This is a genomic window from Acinetobacter sp. NS-4, from assembly GCF_037402435.1.
Classification (GTDB): domain Bacteria; phylum Pseudomonadota; class Gammaproteobacteria; order Pseudomonadales; family Moraxellaceae; genus Acinetobacter.
This window is the reverse complement of the sequence record NZ_JBBEUE010000009.1, coordinates 120576-144680: the sequence shown is the minus strand read 5'-3', so window position 1 is coordinate 144680 and position 24105 is coordinate 120576. Positions and strand designations below refer to the sequence as shown.

At 40.4% G+C, this 24105-nt stretch carries 24 protein-coding genes; 13 read left to right on the top strand and 11 right to left on the bottom strand.

Annotated elements, in window-relative coordinates; genetic code table 11:
- Positions 1-133: 133 nt before the first annotated feature.
- Together WAE57_RS09280 and WAE57_RS09275 are read right to left on the bottom strand one after the other, a co-directional pair.
- Positions 134-1069 carry a glycosyltransferase gene (locus WAE57_RS09280; RefSeq protein WP_337710284.1) on the bottom strand — a complete coding sequence of 312 codons (936 nt, stop codon included), beginning with the start codon at positions 1067-1069 and terminating at the stop codon, positions 134-136.
- A 2-nt stretch (positions 1070-1071) separates the two neighbouring features.
- Positions 1072-2214, bottom strand: a complete 1143-nt coding sequence (locus WAE57_RS09275; RefSeq protein ID WP_337710282.1) for a glycosyltransferase family 4 protein — start codon at positions 2212-2214, stop codon at positions 1072-1074.
- Between the two features lie 136 nt (positions 2215-2350).
- On the opposite strand from WAE57_RS09275, the gene WAE57_RS09270 reads away from it, so the two are divergent.
- Positions 2351-3988: a Wzy polymerase domain-containing protein gene (locus tag WAE57_RS09270; RefSeq protein WP_337710280.1), complete on the top strand. Its 1638-nt coding sequence runs from the start codon at positions 2351-2353 to the stop codon at positions 3986-3988.
- 60 nt (positions 3989-4048) lie between these two features.
- Here WAE57_RS09270 and bfr read toward each other — a convergent pair whose 3' ends face one another.
- The 6 genes from bfr to gmk all read right to left on the bottom strand — a co-directional run bounded on the left by bfr (position 4049) and on the right by gmk (position 8885).
- A complete protein-coding gene (gene bfr, locus WAE57_RS09265; protein WP_337710279.1) occupies positions 4049-4513 on the bottom strand; it encodes a bacterioferritin in 465 nt (154 codons plus the stop codon).
- 249 nt (positions 4514-4762) lie between these two features.
- Complete coding sequence (locus WAE57_RS09260) at positions 4763-4957, bottom strand: bacterioferritin-associated ferredoxin (RefSeq protein ID WP_086174534.1); 195 nt, start codon at positions 4955-4957, stop codon at positions 4763-4765.
- Between the two features lie 168 nt (positions 4958-5125).
- Positions 5126-5509, bottom strand: coding sequence for a RidA family protein (locus tag WAE57_RS09255; RefSeq protein ID WP_086174533.1), 384 nt, complete (start codon positions 5507-5509; stop codon positions 5126-5128).
- Between the two features lie 68 nt (positions 5510-5577).
- Positions 5578-7683: an HD domain-containing protein gene (locus WAE57_RS09250; RefSeq protein ID WP_086174532.1), complete on the bottom strand. Its 2106-nt coding sequence runs from the start codon at positions 7681-7683 to the stop codon at positions 5578-5580.
- Positions 7684-7903: 220 nt separating this feature from the next.
- Positions 7904-8185 (bottom strand): DNA-directed RNA polymerase subunit omega, encoded by a 282-nt coding sequence (rpoZ, locus tag WAE57_RS09245; RefSeq protein WP_086174531.1) that lies wholly within the window; start codon positions 8183-8185, stop codon positions 7904-7906.
- 76 nt (positions 8186-8261) lie between these two features.
- Complete coding sequence (gene gmk / locus WAE57_RS09240; RefSeq protein ID WP_237787048.1) at positions 8262-8885, bottom strand: guanylate kinase; 624 nt, start codon at positions 8883-8885, stop codon at positions 8262-8264.
- A 135-nt stretch (positions 8886-9020) separates the two neighbouring features.
- On the opposite strand from gmk, the gene ispH reads away from it, so the two are divergent.
- The 12 genes from ispH to rplS all read left to right on the top strand — a co-directional run bounded on the left by ispH (position 9021) and on the right by rplS (position 20660).
- Positions 9021-9971, top strand: a complete 951-nt coding sequence (ispH, locus tag WAE57_RS09235) for a 4-hydroxy-3-methylbut-2-enyl diphosphate reductase (RefSeq protein ID WP_337710270.1) — start codon at positions 9021-9023, stop codon at positions 9969-9971.
- A gap of 163 nt (positions 9972-10134) precedes the next feature.
- Positions 10135-10662 carry a GspH/FimT family pseudopilin gene (locus WAE57_RS09230; protein WP_337710267.1) on the top strand — a complete coding sequence of 176 codons (528 nt, stop codon included), beginning with the start codon at positions 10135-10137 and terminating at the stop codon, positions 10660-10662.
- Positions 10662-11198, top strand: a complete 537-nt coding sequence (gene pilV / locus WAE57_RS09225) for a type IV pilus modification protein PilV (RefSeq protein WP_337710265.1) — start codon at positions 10662-10664, stop codon at positions 11196-11198. Before WAE57_RS09230 ends, pilV begins: the two co-directional genes overlap by 1 nt.
- Positions 11198-12205 carry a PilW family protein gene (locus WAE57_RS09220; protein WP_337710263.1) on the top strand — a complete coding sequence of 336 codons (1008 nt, stop codon included), beginning with the start codon at positions 11198-11200 and terminating at the stop codon, positions 12203-12205. Before pilV ends, WAE57_RS09220 begins: the two co-directional genes overlap by 1 nt.
- Positions 12206-12207: 2 nt before the next feature.
- Entirely contained in the window at positions 12208-13041 is an 834-nt protein-coding gene (locus WAE57_RS09215) for a PilX N-terminal domain-containing pilus assembly protein (protein ID WP_337710261.1), read from the top strand.
- A 17-nt stretch (positions 13042-13058) separates the two neighbouring features.
- A complete protein-coding gene (locus tag WAE57_RS09210; RefSeq protein ID WP_337710259.1) occupies positions 13059-17315 on the top strand; it encodes a VWA domain-containing protein in 4257 nt (1418 codons plus the stop codon).
- Positions 17303-17905, top strand: coding sequence for a prepilin-type N-terminal cleavage/methylation domain-containing protein (locus WAE57_RS09205; RefSeq protein WP_337710257.1), 603 nt, complete (start codon positions 17303-17305; stop codon positions 17903-17905). The genes WAE57_RS09210 and WAE57_RS09205 overlap by 13 nt, the downstream gene beginning before the upstream one ends.
- Positions 17899-18363 carry a prepilin-type N-terminal cleavage/methylation domain-containing protein gene (locus WAE57_RS09200; RefSeq protein ID WP_337710294.1) on the top strand — a complete coding sequence of 155 codons (465 nt, stop codon included), beginning with the start codon at positions 17899-17901 and terminating at the stop codon, positions 18361-18363. The genes WAE57_RS09205 and WAE57_RS09200 overlap by 7 nt, the downstream gene beginning before the upstream one ends.
- Positions 18364-18510: 147 nt before the next feature.
- Positions 18511-18768 carry a 30S ribosomal protein S16 gene (gene rpsP / locus WAE57_RS09195; RefSeq protein ID WP_068912833.1) on the top strand — a complete coding sequence of 86 codons (258 nt, stop codon included), beginning with the start codon at positions 18511-18513 and terminating at the stop codon, positions 18766-18768.
- Between the two features lie 16 nt (positions 18769-18784).
- Entirely contained in the window at positions 18785-19333 is a 549-nt protein-coding gene (gene rimM / locus WAE57_RS09190) for a ribosome maturation factor RimM (protein WP_237787055.1), read from the top strand.
- A gap of 57 nt (positions 19334-19390) precedes the next feature.
- Positions 19391-20131 carry a tRNA (guanosine(37)-N1)-methyltransferase TrmD gene (gene trmD / locus WAE57_RS09185; protein WP_337710248.1) on the top strand — a complete coding sequence of 247 codons (741 nt, stop codon included), beginning with the start codon at positions 19391-19393 and terminating at the stop codon, positions 20129-20131.
- Between the two features lie 154 nt (positions 20132-20285).
- The gene (gene rplS / locus WAE57_RS09180; RefSeq protein WP_086198593.1) at positions 20286-20660 is read left to right on the top strand and encodes a 50S ribosomal protein L19; all 375 of its coding nucleotides are present in this window, start codon (positions 20286-20288) and stop codon (positions 20658-20660) included.
- A gap of 74 nt (positions 20661-20734) precedes the next feature.
- Here the strand turns inward: rplS and WAE57_RS09175 are convergent, their stop codons facing one another.
- From WAE57_RS09175 to WAE57_RS09165, 3 genes are all read right to left on the bottom strand, one after another.
- The gene (locus tag WAE57_RS09175) at positions 20735-21730 is read right to left on the bottom strand and encodes a triacylglycerol lipase (protein WP_337710244.1); all 996 of its coding nucleotides are present in this window, start codon (positions 21728-21730) and stop codon (positions 20735-20737) included.
- A gap of 233 nt (positions 21731-21963) precedes the next feature.
- Positions 21964-22944, bottom strand: coding sequence for a triacylglycerol lipase (locus WAE57_RS09170; protein ID WP_337710243.1), 981 nt, complete (start codon positions 22942-22944; stop codon positions 21964-21966).
- Between the two features lie 116 nt (positions 22945-23060).
- Entirely contained in the window at positions 23061-24092 is a 1032-nt protein-coding gene (locus WAE57_RS09165) for a lipase secretion chaperone (protein WP_337710241.1), read from the bottom strand.
- Positions 24093-24105 lie beyond the last annotated feature (13 nt).

Genomic DNA, 24105 nt, shown 5'->3' with positions numbered 1-24105 from the left:
TTTTGTGTGGTAACTCAACTGATGGCTCTAGTCCTTCTGTTTTTCAAGTTAATTGCTTATCTGCGATTCGGGTTATAATAGTATTTTATTTTTCAAATAATAGTAAATTGTTGATATTTGGTTAGTTCTATATTTAATTTTTATTGCGTAATCCTGTCCTTATTCCTTTCCACATATTTTTTATTTGTTGTATACGTGATGAGTCTATAAGTACTACTATAGTAGTTGTTAAAGCTAATTTCATTATTGCCCAAATTTTCCAGACTTTAGGTATATAAGGGCGCTGCATCAATATAATTGCATTTTTATACAGATAATAATGGCGCTGAGGCGAGCGTACTGGCCAGACTCTCCAGCCAAATAACCAAAAACGTTTGCTTGTTTCTCCCATGCTATGACCGAAAATTGAGTTCGGAATGCCCCAAAGTTGATAACCATTAGAGATTATTCGAAAGGACCATTCAGTATCTACATGGTCAATGAAGAACTGCTCGTCTAAACCTCCTAATTTTTGAAATAACTCTAAAGACATCAATGTACCACTACCATTAAGACTAGAACATTTTATGGGCGTAATGGATTCTTGTGTTGGATATACACGAGTCCAGCGAAACTTACTAGATTGATGAAAACCATGCGTTAAGCCAGTTGTGAGATCTGTTAACAAGGGGCCTACACAGCCGACAGGATGACCATTTTTTTGTAAATTTTTAAAGGCCATAAGTAATTTTTCAATACTTTTATGTTGCGGTATACTATCTTGGTCTAATAAAAGTATAAATTCGGGAGAATCCACTAGATTAGATATAAATTCAGCTCCACGATTGATAGCTGTTGCTAGACCGAGATTGACTTTACTTCGTATTAGATAAATATTTCTGAATTGATGGGATAATAATTGAATTTCATCCCAGTGTTGAATTGTTGAAGCATTATCAACAATTACTTTAATACTGGATTCTGGAAGTATATAAAGCTGTGATAATAAATCTCCAATATTAGGATTAAATGTGATGGTAATTGTGGCTAAGTTTGTAAAATCTATATCTGATATTTTCTTCTTTGTCACGATTAGATTCCTATTAATACTTTAATTAATTTTTTTTCGAACTTAGACCAAGCAAATTGCGCGGAAAAATCGCAACAATTTCTTCGCCAATTTTGTTCATCTCTGTGTAAAGCTTTTATAGTAGCTTGTGTAAAGCTCGTATAATCATTTTTTTCTACTAAATAACCAGATTCATTATTTTGTACAGCATCGACAATTCCACCTGTAGCAAAGGCAACGGTAGGTGTACCATGAGCAGCAGCTTCTATGGCGACCATACCAAAGCCCTCTGGGTCATCCGGGATATGTTTGACTGGAAATACATGTATATCAGCAAGGTAATACCATGAGGATAAAACATAATCCTCACTGATGTTGCCTACAAACAAAATATGCCCAGCAATATCATGTTTGGCTGCAGTTTCGAGAATAAGTTCTTTACTTTGTAGATTTTTATTGAGCGATTGGCTTGGAGTATCCCCAATAACAACCAACACGGTATTAGGTATATTTTTAATAATGTTAGGTAATGCTAAAGCAACAAATTCATTTAAACCTTTACGCTGTGTCAAACGACCTACCGAAATCAGGATTTTTTTGTCATGTAAATGATATTTTTCCCGAATAGACTCAATAATTTCATTATCTTGAGGTAAGGGGGGATAGGTGACACCTGGATAAATAATACAAATTTTTTCAGTTGGAATGCCTTTTCTTAAACAAATGTCTTGGGTAGGTGTGCTGTTGGCAATAATACGGTCTGCAGCACGTATCATGGGGATCCATATGGTATTGTATAGCCAGTGATTGGTCGCAATATCTAATCCATGAATATAAACAATGCTCTTTATTCGAAATATTTTTGCCAACAAAACAGTAATAGGAGCGGTTAAGCCACTGCCAGCAAAAAGAATATCCGGCTTTTTAACAACACAAATTAGAAATGTTTTAATAAATGCAGTAATTAAGAATAAGGGTAAAGGATTGAGTCTAACGCCATAGAAATTACAATTTTGAGGTGCTGTATTTTGAGCGTCCTTATGGCTTAATAATAAAATTTCATTTTCATGGCTTAACTCATCTGCTATATGCCAGTTAAGGCGTTCCATCCCTCCAATGAGTGGAGGCAGGTTACGAGTTACAATTAAAATTTTTTTCTTATTCATATTGATATGAAAAATAATATTATTATCTATTATATTTAAATAACCAAAATTTTTCTATTTGAATAATATTTATATTCTTTTTTTTTATAGTTATTTTTCTTTATCATATGAGAAGCTCACTTTTGTGCATGTTGTTATGAAATTCCTTCTACTCCTCTTAGCTAGTGTTCTCATCTCACTGGCTTGGCTTCTGCCTATCCACTATAGGCCATGGGTTACCTATACTGGTGAACTTTTTGCCTTTTTATCGCTTTTTGTACTCGCTGCCATTTATTTAAAAGACAAAATTAAATTACCGGTGATCGGTTTGCCATTATTGCTTCTCGCGGCTATCCCTTTGGTTCAATATGGGGCAGGTGAGCTCTTTTTCTTTGATAAAGCTTTGACCAGTACACTCTTTGTCTTTGGATTTTGGCTGAGTATGGTGATTGGTTATAACTTATCGGTTGAAAAACCAGACCGTGAACGCATTTTTACTGGGCTTAGTTGTGTAGTTTTAATGGCAGGTACAGCAACGGCTGGTATCGCCATATGCCAATGGACAAATTTAGATGCCCATTTGCCCGGCATGATCAATATACAAGGTAATACACGCCCCTACGCAAATTTTGCCCAACCCAATAATATGGCAACTTTTTTGATGATGTCATTAATGGCGTGTTTGTATCTCTATGAAAAGAAAAAGGTACAAACCAAATGGTTAGTCGCTTGTGCATTGCCTATATTAATAGGTGTTGCCTTAAGTCAGTCACGAACTTCTTGGGTGGCTTGCTTATGTATTTTAGTCTACTTGGCTTATCAACAATATCGTGGCTTTATTCGGCTTAAATGGTATTGGACAATCAGTTGGTTGGGTGTATTTGTCGGATTGATTGTTGTAGCACCCATACTGAGCCAACTTCTTGCTCAAGCCACAGATGCACATATTATTCAAAGCCGTGATGTGGTACAGCGAGCAACAGGGGATATGTCGCGCTTAGCCATTTGGCAACAGATGCTGCATGCGATTGCTGACCGTCCATGGTTGGGTTATGGCTGGAATCAGACCAGTGTCGCTTATACCTTGGTCAGTGATCATTTTCAGGGACCGGTGTGGATTCGTAGCGCACATAATTTTATTCTCGATTTTATCCTGTGGAACGGCCTTATTATCGGACTTCCTTTTCTGGCCTACTTTGGCTATTGGGGTTATCAGCTGAATAAACGGGTCAATTCGGTAGAATCGGTAATCGGGATTTTGATGGTTGGCGCAGTGTTGATTCATTCAATGCTGGAATTCCCTCAGTACTATGCCTATTTCCTGCTCCCGGTAGGTTTTATCATTGGCTTGATTCAGTCGCAACAGGCGGATACCAAAATCCTGACCCTTTCTCCTAATTATATGCGGGTGGCTTATAGTCTATCTTTCTTGCTGCTGCTTCTAATTGTGCGAGATTATTCAGTTCTTGTACCTAAGCTCAATCAAACGCTGCGATACGAAAAAACACCGGAAAAAATCACCAATCAGGATCAGATTTATTTGCTGGAAGAGTTTAACCGGCGTATTGACTGGATTCGTATGAATCCCTATAGCAAGGTGAGTACACAGCAACTTGAAGAAATTAGGGAGATGGTGCTCAATTATCCGACCGCCTATGATCTGCTCAAGTATGCCAAAATACTGGCTTTTAATGGCTATGAGCAGGAAGCTAGACATCAGCTCCGGTTGTTAAAAAAATTACGTAAAGTCGATCTGGACTACGCATCATTGGCCCAACCCGTAGCCAAAAAATAAGACGGTCAAAAAGCGAATCTAACAACTAAAAAAGCCAGTCAATCGACTGGCTTTTTAAACTTAAATCTGGCTTTGAATATAGTTTTTGATACCGACTTTCTCGACTAGATCAAGCTGGGTGGTGGTCCAGTCCAGATATTCTTCTTCTTTTTCTAGAATTTCCTGGACAAGATCGCGAGTCACATAATCCATTTCCTGTTCAGCCAGGCTGACCGCTTTTTGCAGGGCTTCAATATTTTCGTTGACTTTACGCACATCGCAATTCAGTACTTCAATAGTATGCTGACCGATGTACAACTTACCTAGATTTTGTAAGTTAGGCAGGCCTTCCAGGAATAAAATACGTTCAATAATTTTATCGGCATCTTTCATTTGCTGAATCGATTCTTTGTATTCTGCTGAACCCAGCTTTTCAATTCCCCAGTCATTGAACATACGTGAGTGCAGGAAATACTGGTTAATGGCAGTCAACTGATGGTAAAGCACCTGGTTTAGCTGATTAATGACGTCACGATTGCCTTTCATTGTAAGTTCTCCATCAACAATTTTTGCCTTCACAAAGGGTCAGGCAATCAAAAAAATTATTATTGCAATTATCTTAAACAAGAAGCAAAACAATGGCGAGTGGTTTATTGAACAGCAAATGAAAATCGCAATCAAGAACCATAAAAGGCTGCAAGCTAGACAGGGTGTATAAAAAACCCGCCTAGAGTCATAAGCGGGAGAGGAGAAATGATCTTCTGACCATTAAATTTATCATTAAGATTATCGGATTTAAGCCGCTACCGATATACGGGCTGCAATTTCTGAAAGCTCTTCGCTAATGATGGCACGTGCTTCTGGTGCACAACGGCCACAGCAGGTACCTAAATCAAGTAGGTCGCGAATTTCACGATAGCTTTCTGCGCCATTTGCGACTGCATCTTTAATATCTTGATCGGTAATACCACGACATAAGCACACGTACATTTGAACTAGCCACACTAAATAGTGAAATGGGATAAGTGATATTATTGATAATTATTATCGTTTGTCAATGACATTCATTTGAAATATCATTTATTATGATTGAGTTTTTGAATAAAAAAATACCACCTTATCGGTGGTATTTTGTGCAATTTTCTAACTAATTGAAAATTATTTATTAATAATCACGATGCCATCCATTTCCACTAAGGCATCTTTAGGCAAGCTTGCGACCCCTAGGGCTGCACGTGCTGGATAAGGCTGGGCAAAATATTCACCCATAATTTGATTCACCAATTGGAAGTGTGAAAGATCAGTCAGAAAAATATTCAGTTTGGCGATATCTGCCAATGAGCCACCAGCTGCTTCACAGACCGCTTTTAAATTATCAAATACACGGCGAATTTGAGCTTCAATACCTTCCACCAATTCCATACTATAAGGATCTAAACCAATTTGACCTGAAAGGTACAGAGTATTTTCAACTAAAATCGCTTGAGAATATGTACCAATAGCTGCAGGTGCATTTTCAGTATGGATTACTTGGCGTGACATTGATTTCTCCTTATATCATCTTCATACATCATAGCGTATATCAGGCAAAAAAGTTGCATATGATTGAATTAACTTGCTTTAGATGCTTCGGCAATGTTGATTGGCTGGGCTAAACGGGTTATGCGTGGAAAACCAAAGTGCATGCGTAAATCGCGAATAATTTGAGCAATTTGTTTGCGGTTATGCACCACAATGTGGACGTAGGTTTTCCCTTCATGGGCATGAACCATTTCTACACCGGTTTTTTCTTTACGGCACTGATAAATCAGGTCAGAAATTTGTTCATCATTCATCAGCATATCAATACTTAAATAAGCAGTGAAACTAATGTCATTGATATCTTCAGCGGTCCAGTGCAACGGCATAATATTTTCTGGATGCTGATGCTGTTCATGCAAAAGATTATGACAGCGAGCACGATGCACAATTAAGCCACGGCGTGAGAGGTGTCCCTGGATTGGATCACCGAGTACCGGGTTGCAACAATGCGCATATTTGACATCAATACCTTCCGTCCCTTGAATCAGGCGGGTTGATGATTGTGGTTCCAGGCTTTGACCTTGTGCAAAAAGATGATTGGCAACCAGTTGTGGAAGCAAATCGCCCACAGCAATCTGCTCAAATAACTGTTCTTTGGACTCAATATGACGCCATTGCAGGATATCCTGCCAATCTGCTTCAGTTAAGTCTTTTACTGATCGATTAAACAGTTTAAGGGCACGGTTGAGTGCCTGCTGGCCGACTAATTGCTGTTCTTCAATGTCCTGATCACGCAAAATATTTTGCAAGGCGCGGCGGGCTTTTTGGGTGTTGATGAAGCTTAGCCAGTCTGGATTTGGTGTCGCCAGAACATCGGTAATAATCTCAATCACTTGCCCACTAATAAGTGGTGTTGAAAGAGGACGGGTTTCTCCGTTTATTTTTGCTCCGACAGCGTGATTGCCTAAAAACAGGCTGGCTGAATAAGCAAAATCGACTGCTGTAGCACCTTGAGGGAGTTCGTGCAAATTGCCATGCGGGGTATACACCCAGATTTTTTCCTGGTGTAAATAATCTAACAAGTCGCTAAAGGTGGTTTTGGCACAGGCACCATCAATCAGTACATTCAGGTTCTGCATAGAGGCCTGAATGGCTGAGCGGCAGGCTTGCGGCGCATTTTCACCCAGTACCACGCCAAAACGGGCTGCCCTACGCATTAACTCGGTTTGGATGGTCAATGATAGTGTGGTTTTTTCACCTTTTAAGCGCATCATCAACGATTGGTTGCCACCCGGTAATGGGCGACGAATATGATCTTCATAATGCAAAATCTGGAAGTTTTCACGCAGGATTTCTGCCAGACGGTCACAATCGGCAATGCTTTGTAAAATAATTTCAAAAGCATGACTATGAGTCAGCTCCTGTAAATCAATGTCGTTTTTCACAAAGTGACGCAGTAATTCAATATTGTTATTTTTCTTTTTAATGCGGCCAGTAATCTGGTGCTGTTGCAGCAGTTCAGTCAGGTTCTTTTCCCAGATGCTCTGATATTCACAACGTTTAGGCTTGGTTTGTAATAAGGCATCTTGAACATTATTAAACATATCCAGATCAAGATTCTGATAACACAGATGTTCCAGGTTGTCGGCCATTTCATTCATGCCGACAATGCGCGCCATGGGCACAAATATATCAAAAGTTTCCTGGGCAATACGCATGCGTTTATCTGGGCGCAATGAATCCAAGGTGGTCATGTTGTGATAACGGTCGGCCAGTTTAATAATAATGACACGTGGATCTTGTAAGGTAGCTTGCAGAATTTTACGGAAGGATGCGGCTTTATTGTATTCTTTATCACTGGAATGGCTGAGTTTGGTGACACCATCGACCAGTTCTGCAACCGTACGCCCAAATTTTTCAGCGATGTCTTCCTTGTTAAAATCGGTATCTTCAATGACATCATGCAGCAGGGCGGCCATTAAGGTTTCGGCATCCAGACGCATATGCGAAAGAATGCTACTCACTGCAATCGGATGCAGGATATAAGGTTCGCCACTTTTACGGGTGATGCCATCATGCGCAATATCAGCATAATCGCAGGCCACAAGCACGCGCTCGACATCACTTGCACTTAAGTACGCATCGATAATAATTTTGAGCTGTTGCTTGGCTTGGCTGACCTGTGGGCCTGGCATATAACACCTTTACTACTTCAGTTTCTACAATTTAAATCGCTAGAGCTTTAATGAAAAGCATATTGCATGACTTGTCAATTTTTTCATTTAAAAAAAGCAAAAAGATACCTCTTAAATAACGTATCTTTATACCTATGTTATAACGTTTATTGGGCAAATATAAAAGTTATGCAATAAAAAAAGCCTAGTTAAAACTAGGCTTTTTCTCAGATATTTTTTCTTATTGGAAAGAAAAGCCATCTAAATTCAGATTGTTTGCAGAAAGTGCCAGGTCAAGGCTAGAAGCTTGATAGTCTTGATCACGTTGTTTCAAGATGTCTTTAGATACATGACCGGCAGCAATTTCACGTAAAGAAACTACAGTCGGTTTATCGTTATCCCATTCTACAGTAGGTTCGATCCCTTGACGTGCCAATTGACGCGCGCGTTTGCTTGCCACTAGTACAAGCTCAAAGCGGTTGTCTACATGGTCTAAACAATCTTCAACGGTTACGCGTGCCATAAGAATTCTCGTTTGAATATTAAATTTGAACAGACTGGGCAGTATAAAATGCTTTGCCTGCAGACTCAAGTTTTAATCACGGTTCAACAGGAGTAATTAATTTTTCAATCAATTCCTGATGACGGGTTGCTTGCTGCGATAATACTAGACGATTGGCAATAATCACGCATTCCAGATCATGCAGCGCCTTATTAAAGTCATCATTAATAATGACATAGTCAAAATTGCTATATTGCTGCATGTCTTCAACTGCACAGCCTAAGCGACGTTCAATCACCTCAACCGAGTCGGTACCACGATTGGACAGGCGTTGGCGCAAATCGAACTGGCTGGGTGGAAGAATAAAGATTTGACGTGATTCAGGAAAAAGTTTGCGAACTTGCTCTGCACCTTGCCAATCAATTTCAAGTAGAACGTCATGGCCCTTGGCAAGTTGTTGTTTTACAGTTGCTTGAGCAGTACCGTAATAATTGCCAAACACTTCTGCATATTCAATAAAACCGCCTTGCTCAACTAGAGCAAGAAAATCTTCTTTTTTTGAAAAGTGATAATGCACACCGTCGAGCTCGCCAGGACGTTGGCCACGCGTGGTGTGAGAGACAGAAACGTGTAGATTGGTGACACGGTCAAGCAGGGCTTTAACGAGGGATGTTTTGCCTGTTCCGGATGCAGCAGAAACGACAAACAAGAGACCCGACATGATATTTTTCCTGATATGATAAAATATCTTCTCTATTTTAGAGTAGACGACCCGCAAACAAAATAGCCAAGCGTCTTTTTGTTGGCATTTATTTCAAATTATTCCGCTCAACTTCGGGTGAACATTGAGGATCTTATGGAAATTGTATTGGCCAATCCACGTGGTTTTTGTGCAGGTGTCGACCGAGCAATTGCGATCGTCAATCGGGCACTAGAATGCTTTAATCCACCTATTTATGTGCGTCATGAAGTTGTGCATAACAAGTTTGTGGTAGATGATTTGCGTCAGCGCGGTGCAATTTTTGTCGATGAACTGGATGAGGTTCCCGATGACAATATCGTGATCTTTAGTGCGCATGGCGTATCGAAAGCGGTACAACAGGAAGCGGAACGCCGTGGTTTAAAGGTGTTTGATGCCACTTGTCCGCTGGTGACCAAGGTGCATATTGAAGTGACTAAATATGCGCGTGAAGGAACGGAAGCCATTTTGATTGGGCATGAAGGACATCCGGAAGTGGAAGGCACCATGGGGCAATATGACAAGAAAAATGGCGGCCACATTTATTTGGTGGAAGATGAACAAGATGTAGCTGCTTTAGTAGTACAGTATCCTGAAAAAGTGGCTTTTGTGACTCAGACTACCTTGTCCATTGATGACACGGCGAAAGTCATTGATGCTTTGCGTAGCAAATTCCCTCACATTCAGGGGCCGCGTAAGGATGATATCTGCTATGCCACTCAAAACCGTCAAGATGCGGTACGTGACTTGGCAACGCAATGTGATGTGGTTTTGGTGGTGGGTTCGCCTAATTCATCCAATTCAAACCGGTTGCGTGAGCTGGCGGAGCGTATGGGGAAACATGCCTATTTAGTCGATAATGCGGATCAGCTTGAACAAAATTGGTTTAATGAAAATACCAAAATTGGGGTGACTGCTGGTGCATCTGCACCCGAAATTTTAATCAAGCAGGTGATTCAGCGTTTACAGGACTGGGGTGCCAAAGCACCGCAAGAACTTTCGGGACGTGAAGAAAATATTACCTTTAGTTTGCCGAAAGAGTTACGTATTCCTGTAACTCAAGCTTAAAGTGTGAATGATTTAACATTCTGAAAATTTTAAAAAATTGACAGATAATTGCTTTTTGGCAATTATCTGTTTTTTTATGCCTTTTATCCTTTTATGTGCTTAATTTGTAATTAAGTTCGATATTATTTTAAATAGGGTAAAGTTTTGTTGCCTTGGGGGGAGTATGCAAAGAGAAGAACAAGGATTCACCTTAATTGAACTCATGATCACGATAGCTGTGTTGGCAATTATTACAACTTGGGCGCTTCCTTCTTTTGGTAATTTGGTGGCGAGGCAAAAAATAAATGCAGCAACACGAGAGCTGATAGTAGCTGTTAATCAAGCGAAATCACAAGCAGCAACAATGAAAACGACAGTAGCACTATGCCTAAATAAAACAAATGCTGATAGTGATGTCACTAAAGAAGAATGTGCAATTATGGCTATTCCTGAATATACGACGACTACAGGTACTCCACCCGTCGAAATGTTAACTGACGACCAAAAAGAAGAAGTTTTGAAAACTCGGGTTATTTCTGTGCCCGTCGATAAAAAAATAATTGTTTCATCTTCAAGTTCTGCTGCAATTTTATTTAATGAAGTTGGAATTGCAACAAGTGCAGCAACATTCAGTATCTGTAAATCCCCATTCATGAGGACGGTAACAGTAACAAGATTGGGAAATATTAGTCAGACTTCAGGGACGTGTTAATGAATAAATCTCAAAAAGGTGTGGGGCTAATTGAAGTACTAGTTGCGCTTTTATTACTGGCAATTGGTGTACTTGGCTACAGTCTATTACAGTTACGTGCGATGGATGCTTCAGGTGAAGCTTTAAATCGTTCGCAAGGTATGCTGATTCTAAGAGGCCTTGCTGAAAACATGCGGGCCAACCCACTAGCTCAAAATAATTACCCAACTGCAGTTAGAGGTTATACCAATATTACTGCTACTCCAACTGTACCTGCTACTGTGTGCTTTAACCCTACTACGGCTTGTACCCCTACACAAATGGCAACATATGATGCTTTTATGGCGGCAAGATCTGCATTTGAAATTGGAATGAATATCACTATGGATAATTGTCCTGGAGTGGGTTCAGCCCCACAACAACGGCAATGTTTATTTATTGCGTGGGGAAATACAACCCTTAGTTCAACCAATACTGCGGCTAATGTAAGTGCATGTATGGAAAATACAGGGGTTTATGTAACAGGCTCTGATTGCTTAATGATGGAGGCATATTAATGAAAACTCTGTCTTATTCAGGAATTAAAGTACAAAAAGGTTTTACGCTTGTTGAGTTGATGGTGGCCATAATTCTAGGTTTGTTGATCAGTGCTGCTGCTGTTCAGCTTTTTTTAGGTGGACTACTCGGCTCACGTATGCAGGATGCAAATGCAGAATTGCAAAATAGTGGTGTATTTGGTCTGGATTATGTAGCTAGAGATATTCGTCTGGCAAATTATATTAATACCACTAACCCTAATTTAAATGAACAGACACCTTGGGGGGGGGTGGTATTAACAGCACGAGACGCCACCACTGCTAATGCTAATATTCCTATACCTGCAGCAGCTCCTTTTATTTCTAAAGGTTTGCTGAGTCATAGTGTTGGCACTGATGAGGCAATTAGTTCGGTTGCGAATGAATGGCAAGGTTTATCTAATGTGAATAAATCAAGTGATCAACTGACCATTCAGTTTGTTGCACCTAATGATATGTTTAATTGTGAAGGTGACAGGGTTTTTGCAGGTGATTATGTTATTCAGCGCTATTTTCTAAGACGTGATCCTGCTACAGCAACAACTGGTACAAATTATGGTTTGGCTTGTGATACTAATACACCTGCTACCACTGCCGCGAGTGTCAATTCTCAACCTTCAACAATCAGTGGTTTTGGAGGTGCTGGCGAGCTGATTATGCCACGCGTAGATCATTTTACCGTTCAGCTGGGCACTCGAAATGCTGCAGGAAACATGGCCTATTACACGATTAATCAATATAGGATATTAGCAAAAAATGCGAGAGCAGCTGCTACTCCTACAGTTCCACCACGAATTGTTTCTGTGAAGCTGGCAGTGTTAGTGCGTTCTATGGATAACACGCGTAATGAATCTATAGACCTGACTAAAACATTTAATATTTTAAATCAAAGTGAAAGTGACAGCGTAAGTGTAAATGACCAAACTACTAAGTTCGCGCGTCGAGTTTATAGCACAGTTGTAACGTTTAGAAATGGTCTAGGGGAATAATAATGAGAAAAAAACAACTCCAACACCATCAACGTGGTGCTACCTTAGTGGTTGTTTTAATGATGTTACTCGTAATCACCATAGTCGGGGTTCTTGCCATCCGTACAGCAATGACATCTTTAAATATTGCAACAAATAGTCAAATTGGACAATTGCTTTTACAAACAAGTGATGCACCTACAAACTTTTTTTTGAATCAGACTAACTATAAAAATATCATTTCTATTATGGGAGTAGTTGGAAAAGCGGTAAATGATCAGGCTGATCCTCTACGACACGACAGAGAATATGTCTTTTGTTATCGTCCTACTTCGGCAATGCAAACAGGAAGTATTTTAGATGTAACGGTGTTAATTCCTCCTGCAGCCACAGCTAACGATGATACAACTGCAACAGTGGATACAACTGAAACCAATAGAAGTGGTTTTTGTGATTTAGAGAAAGACTTTGGTAGTTCCCGTGAAGCAGTAGTGACACAAGTAGCAGTGAAATATATAGCTGAGGCTAACCCTGATGCAACACCGGGTTCAGATTTAGACCGGGGTACGGATGCTAGTAAGGATTCCAATGTGCAGCAAGGTAAAGTTGAAGGTCGTGTTCGAATTACATCAACTGCTATCTTGCCAAATTATTCTCGTGAAAAAATATCGACTGTACAAGCTAAATGTATTGGGAATGCAAGTGAAGTTGGTTATATCAATGATAATACAGATGCAGGTTTACGGACGAAAAAAACAATGGCTCAATGTTTGACCGAATATGGTATTCCTGTGAATACGCAAGTTCAGGAAATTGACCTGAAAACACGTTATGTTCAGGTGAATGCACCAATATAAATGGGGAGATAATTAGCATGAAAAATCAAAGACAGCAGTCAGGTCTCAAAAAATATACTCACCATTTAAAATATGGTGCTGCATTTATTTGGGCATTTTCAGGAACAATGTTAGTTGCTTCCTCTATCGTGCAAGCTAGCGATTTACAGATTTATGCTGTACCTACAGCAGGTAAGAAGACCATTGTGATGATGCTAGATACTTCGGGATCAATGGGAGGTAATGATGCAGGTCAAATAGGGACTCGACTAGAACGACTAAAAAATGGGATGAATGCTTTTTTAGAAAGTAATAATTCAAATTTGACAGATGTACGAGTAGGCTTGGGACATTATTCTTTAAATGATAGACGAGCCAAGATCTTAGTAGCTGCAGCACCACTTGGACTCTCAAGTACTGTAAATACTGTGGGTTCTCAACGCTATAAGTTAAAACAAGCTATTGCTAATTTGAGAGCATCAGGTTATACACCCACAGCACATGCCTATGCCGAAGCCGCAGCTTATTTAATGGGAACTTCAACCCGAAGTGAAGCCGAAATACAAAAAGATTTGTATAAAAAAGTAACCACACAAGTCGTTGAAAGATATGAATGTCAAAATGCTTCCTATCCTTATTTAAACAATAATGATAATAAATGTTATCAATATCAGGGTTTTTCTGGTGGTAGTCAAAATGCTTCTGATGCTTATAGTTGCCCACCTACTGGATATCCTGCATATACTTATATAGGAACAACTTCCTCTACAACTAAAAAAAGATGTTATAAAACAGCTGCTATTAGTAGTTCAGATTATAAGGCGGCAGATTCTTATAAGGCTTGTCAAAATAATAGTTATCCTTATTTGAATACATCAAATGATAAGTGCTATCAATATAATACTGGCTTCAGTGGTAGTAGTACGAATGCAACAGTCATTTATGGAAATGTAGATACTTACTATCAATGTGTTAGCTGGAAAACTACAGATTTTGCTAATGGCGTTCAATATTGCGGCTCCGGAACAACCAGCCAACGTACCAGTACGAATGCAGCTTACTGGACAAATTTAGGAGCTACAGAGCCTACAGGTTTTACTGGAGACGGTACCGAGATAGTTTCAGGTGTTTTGTATTCTTATACGTTGGGAATGCAATTGGGCACGAATGCAGATAGTGGTTTTGATGATGCAGATGCTAGTTTAAAAGATGGTCTAAAATATATTTCCCCTTTGCCGGCACAAGATAAACGGGTCAGTTGTGATGGACAAGGTATTTATATTTTGTCAGATGGTGAAGCAAATAGATCTACTACAGCTCGTTCTACAGCTATCATGTCTGCTGCACTCGATAGTTATGGTTCCGGTTTTAGTTGTCCTACATCAGGTGGATTAACTAATCTGACACCAGATGGAGAATCTGCATGGCACTGTATGGGAGAGCTAGCTAAAAAATTGTTCAATGGTGGAATAATTCAAACAGATACTACTAAAATTACCAACCCTGCCAATGTTCCAATTCAAACGGCATTTGTAGGTTTTGGTAATGATTTTAATAGTTTAACTCAACCGCATGTACAGCAAGCATGCAAGCTAAGTTCACGTACTCAAAGTGACCGTACAGGCGATGACAAGTGTTCACCAAATCAGCCGAGTTATGCTGTTAGTAGTCCTGGTTACGGAAATGGTGGTTTTTTTACCGCCCAATCTGCTCAAGGTGTGACAGATAGTGTTATTGCCTTTATTAATAATATAGGTAAGGTGCCTTTAGCACCATTAACTACAGGTGCTATATCTGTACCTGCCGATGCTTTAAGCCCATCAGGCTTACAACCTTATGGTTATTTGCGTGCATTAGAGCCTGATCCACAAGGTGGTAAAATGTCTTGGGCAGGAAATCTGAAACGTTATAAAGTCTTGTTGACAGGTGCTAATGCGGGTGCCTTTGCAGCAGCTAATGGCACTACTCTTGTATATAACACAGATGGTTCTTTCAAAACTGCTACTAAAGATTTATGGAATAGTAATAGTATTTATAATACTAAAAGTTATAACGATGGCGGAATTATTGGTCTAGGTGGAGCATATTCACGTGTACCTATGCCAATTAGTGGCCAAACGGAAGACTTAACAACTAATCCGATTAAATATGCATATGCTGCAAATCCAGATAATCTTCGTAAACTCTTTACTGATATTGCTGCAACAGGTGGAGCTACTCTAACAGGAGCTAGTAATGGTGCGAGTTTATTACGCATTCCAGAAGGACCTTTGCCAACAACAAATACAGCAACATACGTGCTTGATAAGTTTAATAATCAAACCACGTTAAAAGATATGTCTTTGTCAACTCGGCAAGCATTGTTGAATTATTTGGGTTATAGCGTACCGCTAGATGCGACTGCAACAACATTACCAACAACATTACCTATTCCGGAGACACCTCATTTAGCGATGGGAGGAAGTATTCATTCCTTCCCTGTTCAGATGACTTATTCGGGTACATTGGATGCTTCAGGTAATTTAACTTCTACACGAAGTCAATCCATCCTTTACGGAACTATGGAAGGTGGTTTACATATTGTTGATAGTAGTACGGGTGAGGAACAAATGGTGTTTGTACCTGCCGAACTTCTTCGCAATAGTATTGCCATAAAAGCTTTAGTGAAGGGGCAAACTGATGATACTGCACCTACTGCAGGTCTAGATGGTGCATGGGTTGCTGATTCATTATATGTTGCTCAAAAAGCAAGTTCTTCGACCGACTCGAACTCAGTTAAAGCAAGCCGCATGAATATATATGGCGGTTTACGTATGGGGGGGGAGAGTTACTATGGTTTAAATGTACTTGATCCAACTGCACCTAAGTTCTTATTTAGAATAGGTAGCGATCAAACAAACTTTACTCGTATGGGGCAATCTTGGTCTAAGCCAGTGCTTGCAAACATTCGTTATAACAATGAAATCCGTCGTGTGATGATTGTAGGTGGTGGCTACGATCAATGTTATGAAAATCCGAAATTCGAGTTTGGTAAAGTACTGTCTTATACCACTGTAAATGGTGTAGATGTGCCAACTGATTTTCCTGATGCTTCCTGTGATAATCGTACTGAAGCAAAAGGAAATGCAGTTTATATTGTTGATGCTACAACTGGCGAGCGTTTATGGTGGACGAGTAACGCTGTAACGGGTGTTGGTACAGCCAATACAAATATGAAACATAGTATTGTGAGCCGTATTAGTGCAATCGACCGTAATGGCGATGGCTTGATCGATCATTTATATTTTGGTGATTTGGGTGGTCAAGTCTTCCGTGCAGATTTGAACAATACCTCGGGAACGACAACTACCAATTTTGGTAAGCGAGTGGTACGTTTAGCTAACTTGGCAACAGATTCATCAGGGGTAGCTTTAACAGGTGGAAAAAACCCACGTTTCTATGAAGCACCAACGGTGACTATTCATGATCAAGGAGCAACAAGTTTTATCGTGGTCGGTATTGCAGCGGGTAACCGTAGTACACCATTGGATGTTTATCCTATCGTTGGCCGTGAGGGGATGAAACCAGTCAATGCATTATCAGATCGTCTAGTCAATAACGTCTACGGTTTGATTGATCGTGATTTTATTAAGAAAAATTTATTTACTGAAGTAAATAATTCAGATGGCACAGCTTTCGCTTTATCGACTCAAAATATAGATATCCGAACTTTGCAAAAAGATCCTCAACTATTAAGTGGAAATATTCCAAGTTATTTCATCGGGACATCTGCAACTAAAAATGGTTGGTATCGTTCGCTATCAAGTAATAGTCTAGGGGTGGAACGCGCAGATAATAGTTTCCGTATTAAGGGTGGAATGAAAGCATTTGAAGAGCCTATTGCTCTAACAGGCAATTTATTAATTCCAGTTTATGATCCTCAAGGTACTGGTATTGCACCTCAAAACCCTTGTTTACCGCGTGTAGTGGGTGAAACGAACCGTCAACGTTATTGTTTACCTTTTGGTGTGTGTCTTAAGTCAGATAGCGCTGGTACTGGTATGGTTGTAAATGAAGACGATGAGAAGGAGACAGGCTTTAAAACCAAAAAAGATCCTTGCCCAGAGGGCGTTACAGAGTGTAATGACAATACATTAGGCGCTGGTATTGTGGGTATTACACCGGCACCGATCGAAGAAACTACAGACGGCTCATGTCCTAATTTTACAATCGCTGGTAATGAAAAAGGGACAGGACTGTGGAAATGTGTTCCTACCATTAATCCAACGAGATGGTATGAAAAATGGAAAAAATAATTAAACATAATAAAGTACTTTCTCGACCGGCTAATATGTTTAGCCGGTCGGGAGGATTCTCCAAAGGATTTACTTTAATTGAATTAATAGTTGTACTGGTTATTATTGGCATATTTGCAGCATTTGCTATTCCTAGCTATCAGCAATATGCCAGAAGAGCAGACGCATCTATGGCACAGCAAGAAATGCAAAAAATTTCAGAACAATTAGAAAGACATAAAGCAAAAAACTTTACCTATAGAGGTTTTAACCCTAATTTTTTATATGGGCAAAGCAGTATTATGTCTGAAGTTACTTTACCTAGAGGAGCATCTGGTTCGCGAATAAAATACACTATTACAATTCGAGATGGGGATGATCCAGCTAAATTGTTAACGGCTGTAGATGCCAGTACTCCACCAAAACCTGACGTAAGGGGGCGTATGTGGGTAATGAAAGCAGAAACGAGTGATGTAAAAAATTATAATTTTTTGATGAGCAGCACAGGCATTCGTTGTAAAAATAAAGCCAAAGAACTTCTTGAGTATAAAAACAGTGATACAAAAGAAGCTAGTTGTGGCGATATAACAACAGGGAGAGAAGACTGGTGATCAATTATAAACTAGGTTTTACTCTTATAGAGTTAATGATTGTTATTGTTATCATTAGTATTTTGGCTGCTATGGCATACCCATCTTATACTGCTTATAAGATTCGGACAGAACGTACGAATGCTCAAGCAGAAATGATGCGAATTGCACGTAATTTAGCTACATATAAGATGGCGAATAATAATTATGCTGGACGTACAGCCCTGAATGTCTATGGTGCTAATACAATACCGCAAACAAAACCACTTTATGATATTGAATTAACAGATATAAATAATACAGCTTTGACTGTAAATACAGCACAGGTAAGAACTTGGTTGTTAATTGCAAAACCTATTTCTGGAAAGCAACAGCAAGGAAATGGATGGATATGTTTAAACGACCAAGGTCAAAAATTCTGGGCCAAAGGTGCAACAGCATGTGCATTATCTGCAACCTCTAATTGGGACGGTCGATAAAATCTAAATTCAAAACTGTGGATAACCTAAAATTTGATCTTTCTTTCAGGGCAAATATAACGTAAAATATTGCCCTCTATGAAAGGGGTTTGAAATGCTGCCGATGGTCGGTTCATGGATAATCCGTAAAAACTATAAGGTTCTATCATGGTTGTAATTCGTCTAGCACGCGGTGGTGCTAAAAAACGTCCGTTCTATCAAGTTATTGTAACTGATAGCCGCAATGCGCGTGACGGTCGTTTCATCGAACGTATTGGTTTCTTTAACCCTACAGCTCAAGGTAAAGCAGAAAAACTTCGTTTAGATGCTGATCGTTTTGCTCATTGGGTTGCTCAAGGTGCTCAACCGTCTGAACGCGTTGCTTCTTTAGCTGCTCAAGCTAAGAAAGCTGCAGCTGCTGCTTAATTGTAGTAGGTAGCCCATGACACCAACACAGAATGTTCCCGAAGATCGTATTCAGATTGGACAGTTACGTTCAGCATATGGATTAAATGGGTGGCTCTGGGTCTATTCCAATACAGAACCTATGAGCAACATCTTTGACTATCTTCCTTGGTACATTGAAACCAAAGCAGGTTGGCAAACAGTAGATGTAAAACGTTGGAAACCGCATGGCAAAGGCCTGGTTGTTTCGTTGAAGGGTGTGAGCGATCGCACAGCAGCGGATGGCTTGGTTGGCGTAAATGTCTGGATTTCAAAAGCGCAGCTTCCGAAAGCAGGAATGGATGAGTTTTACTGGTCGGATTTAAAAGGCTTAACCGTGTTGGGTCTTGATGAAAACGAACAAGAAGTGAATCTCGGTAAAATCCATGAAATGTTCGAGACAGGTGCCAATGATGTGATGGTGGTTCACGCAACACCGGACAGCATTGATGCTGAAGAACGCATGATTCCATGGCATAAAGATGTGGTACAGCGAGTTGATCTTGAAGCTGGTCGTATCTACGTAAATTGGGGCGTGGATTACTAAATATTTAAAAGCTTGTCCTTTAAGGATGAACGCAGCAGGAAAGTAGAGGAGTCTGCGATGTTTTTTGCAGTCATTACGCTTTTTCCTGAAATGTTTGAAGCGATTACAGCCTACGGTATTAGCGGGCGTGCGGCAAAACGTGAAATAGTGCAAGTTAATTGCATTAATCCTCGCGATTATGCTGAGGGCAACTACAAAAGAGTGGATGAACGTCCATTTGGTGGTGGTCCAGGTATGGTGATGATGGCAGAACCTCTGTCCAAAGCAATCAACCATGCCAAAGAGCTTGCAAAGCAAGCAGGATGTGTTCAGGTTCCTGTGGTGTATATGTCGCCGCAAGGAAAAACCTTAAACGAACCTGCGGTACAGCAGTTTGTCGAATATGACGGACTGATTGTGTTGTGCGGACGTTATGAAGGGGTCGATGAACGTTTGATCCAGCAATATGTTGATCAGGAATGGTCAATTGGAGATTACGTGCTGTCGGGTGGTGAACTGCCTGCGATGGTTTTATTGGACAGTATCATTCGGAGACTTCCGGGTGCCATGTCAGATGAACAGTCCGCTGTGCAAGATTCATTTGTGGATGGTCTGTTAGATTGCCCACAATATACCAAGCCAGACCATTTTGAAGGTTTGGATGTTCCTGAAGTATTAAAATCGGGACACCATGCCAACATTGAAAAATGGCGGTTTTTGCAGCGCTATCAACGAACACTTGAACGCCGACCTGAGTTGGTGGAAAAAGCGGAGTTGACCAAACAGCAAAAAAAATGGCTAAAAGATTTGCATACTTAAATTTGATTTAAGTATTAATGAATAGGCTCTTTATTGGCTTGAGTATCTGCTTAAGTAATAAAGGGAAAGATAAACGGGTCGATACGCGATTTAGCCTCTATCCCCAGCGGTAGCACAGACCTCTTCTGTCCCGCACATATTGGAGATTCCCACAATGAGTGGTAAACATCCTTTAGTTCAAATTATTGAAAATGCTCAGTTAAAATCAGATATCCCTGCTTTTGCTCCTGGTGATACTGTAGTAGTTCAAGTAAAAGTAAAAGAAGGTGAGCGTGAACGTCTTCAGGCATTTGAAGGCGTTGTAATTGCTAAGAAAAACCGTGGCTTGAACTCTGCGTTCACAGTACGCAAAATCTCTAGCGGTGTTGGTGTTGAACGTGTTTTCCAAACACATTCACCAATCGTTGCTGGTATCGAAGTGAAACGTCGTGGTGACGTTCGTCGTGCTAAACTTTACTACCTACGCGAATTGTCTGGTAAAGCTGCACGTATTCGTGAAAAATTGCCAGCTCGTAAAGTTAAAGCTTAATTTTAAGTTTTATACGAGTGAAAAAAATGCGCCCTTTGGCGCATTTTTTTATGCTTGAAATTGGCTATGTAAATTTATAACCCTTGCAGTTTTAAGCGGTTGGCATGTTGCCTAAAGAGAGCAACAGGATCAGGTGCGAAGAGACCTTTTAAACCAAACATCATATTGGCCAGATCGGTGTGATTAAGGTTGTAATCATCACGAATGACTTGACCGATATGTGAACTACAACGAGCCACCATGCCATCATTGTCCTTGTTGCCATAAGACAATGGGCCAAGTTGCATCAGAATTGTATCAATGTCTAAAAGATTGGTGGTTTGTGCGGTACCACCCCAAGAATAATAATAGATTCCCTTATCCACTTTAGCGCCACTCTTGTTACAGTCAGAAGCTAAGGCTGTGGTCGGGAAGCGCTTATTAAAGTTTGCAGATTCGACTTCAGTCAATGATTTCATTGATGCATCAAAGTTAACGGGAATATCGGGATTCGCTTGTGCCCAGGTTAATATCGGCCCAATCAGATATTGTCCCAAGATATTGAATGCGCTACGGCTAAGCGTATTGTTTTGAATATCATCGGCGACCTTAGAACCGCGATATGTTCCGCCCACGCCTGTTACCGATGCTACATACTGCGGTTTTACAGCTGCTACGTATTGTACGGTTGGGCCACCATGACTGTGACCAATCAGGTTGACTCTGTCCTTACCAGTAATCGCGAGTACTTCTTCTACTTGAGCAATCAACTGTTCACCACGGAACTCGGTGGTATTGGCAGGGGAGAGTTGTGCGGCAAAAACCGTTGAACCATTGCGGGCCATATCAGGCAAAATCTGGTACCAGTAATCAAGATTGAAACTGTCATCACCGATGCGTGACCAGCCTAACCAGCCATGGACCATGACAATAGGATACTTGGTTTTGGCATAGTCAGACTTTACCGTTTCTTTAATTTGTAAAATTCCTTTTGAAGCTTGAGTTTCTGCGCTAAGCCCTATAGCTAAAGTAGTTATCACGGCAAGCATGAGGGCTTTTTTATTTCTTAGATTAGCATTTAAAGTTTTCATCAACTTTTCCTTAAATGATGTTTTTATTTGAAGGTTGTTTTTATTAAAGGTGGTGAATGGTTGAATAGTTCCTCCTGTGATCATCAGGTATCCATGCTATGGACGAGCTGTTTTTGGGACAGCAATAAAGTGCTCATTGGAGTACTGAATAGTGCATGGATTTAGTCGCGCTGATCATCATGCTTGATATTCAGACGATGGCATAAGCGCAGGCTGCACTTATGCCAATATTTTTATAAACCCTGTAGCTTCAAGCGGTTGGCATGTTGTCTGTAAACAGCAACCGGATCAGGTGCCAAAAAGGCAGTTAAACCAAAGAATTGGTTAATTGCATCTAGATGATTCCAGTTATAGTTGTCGCGAATGGTTTTACCATATTTGGCACTACAGCGAGAAACCAGACCATCATTGTCACCCTTAAGATCAGTAAGCAATGCCGTTACACCCAAGAGCATGTCTGGGTCATTTGTATTGGTCACGGTTCCTACACCTGAGAAGGAATAAAAATAAATGCCTTTTTCAGTTGCTGCCCCTTCACCGCATGCGGTTTTTGGCATTCCTAGAGGATATTTGGTCTGGAATGCTGCAGAGCCTGCAAGACTTAAACTCTTACCCGCATTTAATGAGTCATGCGGGAAGGAGTTTGGATCGAGTCCTTGTGCCCAAACCAGCATTTTAGAAGCAAAATTCACGACATTGACTAAAGGCCCTTCTAGCGCGGTTCCTTCAGCAGAAATAATCAAATCTGCGACTTTTGAACCTTTCAGCGGGCTAGAGATAGCCGTAGCTGAAGCTACCTTTTGTGGAGCCACATTTGAAACATAGGCAATACTGTGACCACCATGACTATGTCCCAATAAGTTGACTTTCTGCGCACCGGTTAAAGCCAGAATCTCATCCACTTGTTGTAGCAGCTGTTCGCCACGAACTTCTGATGAGTTAAAGGGTGAAACACGGGTTGCCCAGACATTTGCTCCATTGCGAGCCAAATCTGGCAAGATTTGATACCAATAATCCACACCCAGTTCATCAGTTCCTGCACGAATCCAGCCGCCCATACCATGAGCAAACACCAATGGATATTTGGTTTTTGCATAGCTGGTGATCGCATTCCCTTTAATTTGCGATGCATTACCCGCTACAGCCATTTGGCTGGATGCAATTGCAGCGCCAGATAAAATTGCGCAAATTAAACGCTTTGAGTTCCATTTCATTTTGTTTATCTCACTTTTTTTATTTTTAACCCTGTCCCCATTTTTTAAACTTTAGTTGGTACAGGTGCTGAATAATAAGAGGATCGATCTGATCGCCTTATTGGTCTACATTGCGATTACTCGCTATATGGTAATTTTCCTCCCTGATCATGGATAGTTTCAAAAGTCCCTACTCGAAGTTGTTCTTCTGGTTTTTTAAAATGCTGAGTCCGTAATTTCTGCACGGCTTGTTGCTTGGCTTCATCACTCATGCCGCTTTTCATGATGCTGTCCCGTTCATTCAGATATTGATTGACCTTATCTTTCCAGTCGGTGCGTTGACTATCTAAGGCTTCTAAACGTTGGGTGGCCTCGGGACCTACCAGATTGGTACGCATCTGATGAATTTCTTCCGCTGAACCGCCACGGGCTTTTATGTCTGCGGTGAGTTTGCGCAAGTCTTCCAGTTTATTGAGTTGTTCGAGGTTTTCTTTCCAGTCTTCAGGTAACTGATTAAACAGATCTTTTAATTTTTGTGCTTTTTGTGCTTCGGTTAAACTCTTGTCTGCCAGAACGGCCATGCGATTGAGAGTATATTCATGATAGGTATCTTCAGTACCAAATAAGCCTTCAATTTCGTAGTCAGAGAAAAGTTGTTTACGCAAATTTTTCATATTTTCAAAAACGCTTTGATAATATTTGGGATCTTCCTTATCGATATTAGGTGCCTGCAAATCGCCTAGTTTTTCCCGGTAATCCATGTAGCGATTCCACAAATCAATAATTTGCCCTAAAGCGGGTTCTTTATAGTTTAGCTGGATGTAGGCTTTGAAATCATGTTTGATTTGCTTGAGATCTTTTTCACCATACTCGGTAATGAAATATTCAAAACAGTTGCGTGTCTGTTCATTCACGATTAAATGATTGGCCTTGTCTAGACCTAACTGACAGTTCACTTGAGTGTCTTGCTGGCTATGACTGACCAAAGCCCGACTTTGATCTGTAGTGGCTGGCATAGATGATGTTAAGGCATTATTCTGTACATCAGCCGTTTGAACAGCCTCTGTTTGTTCTGCGGTGGACTGGGAAGGTGCGAGCCAAAATAACAGCACTCCTAGACACACCAAAATCACCACCAAAATAATCCATAATTTATGATGTTTATGCATTTCCTATGCAACC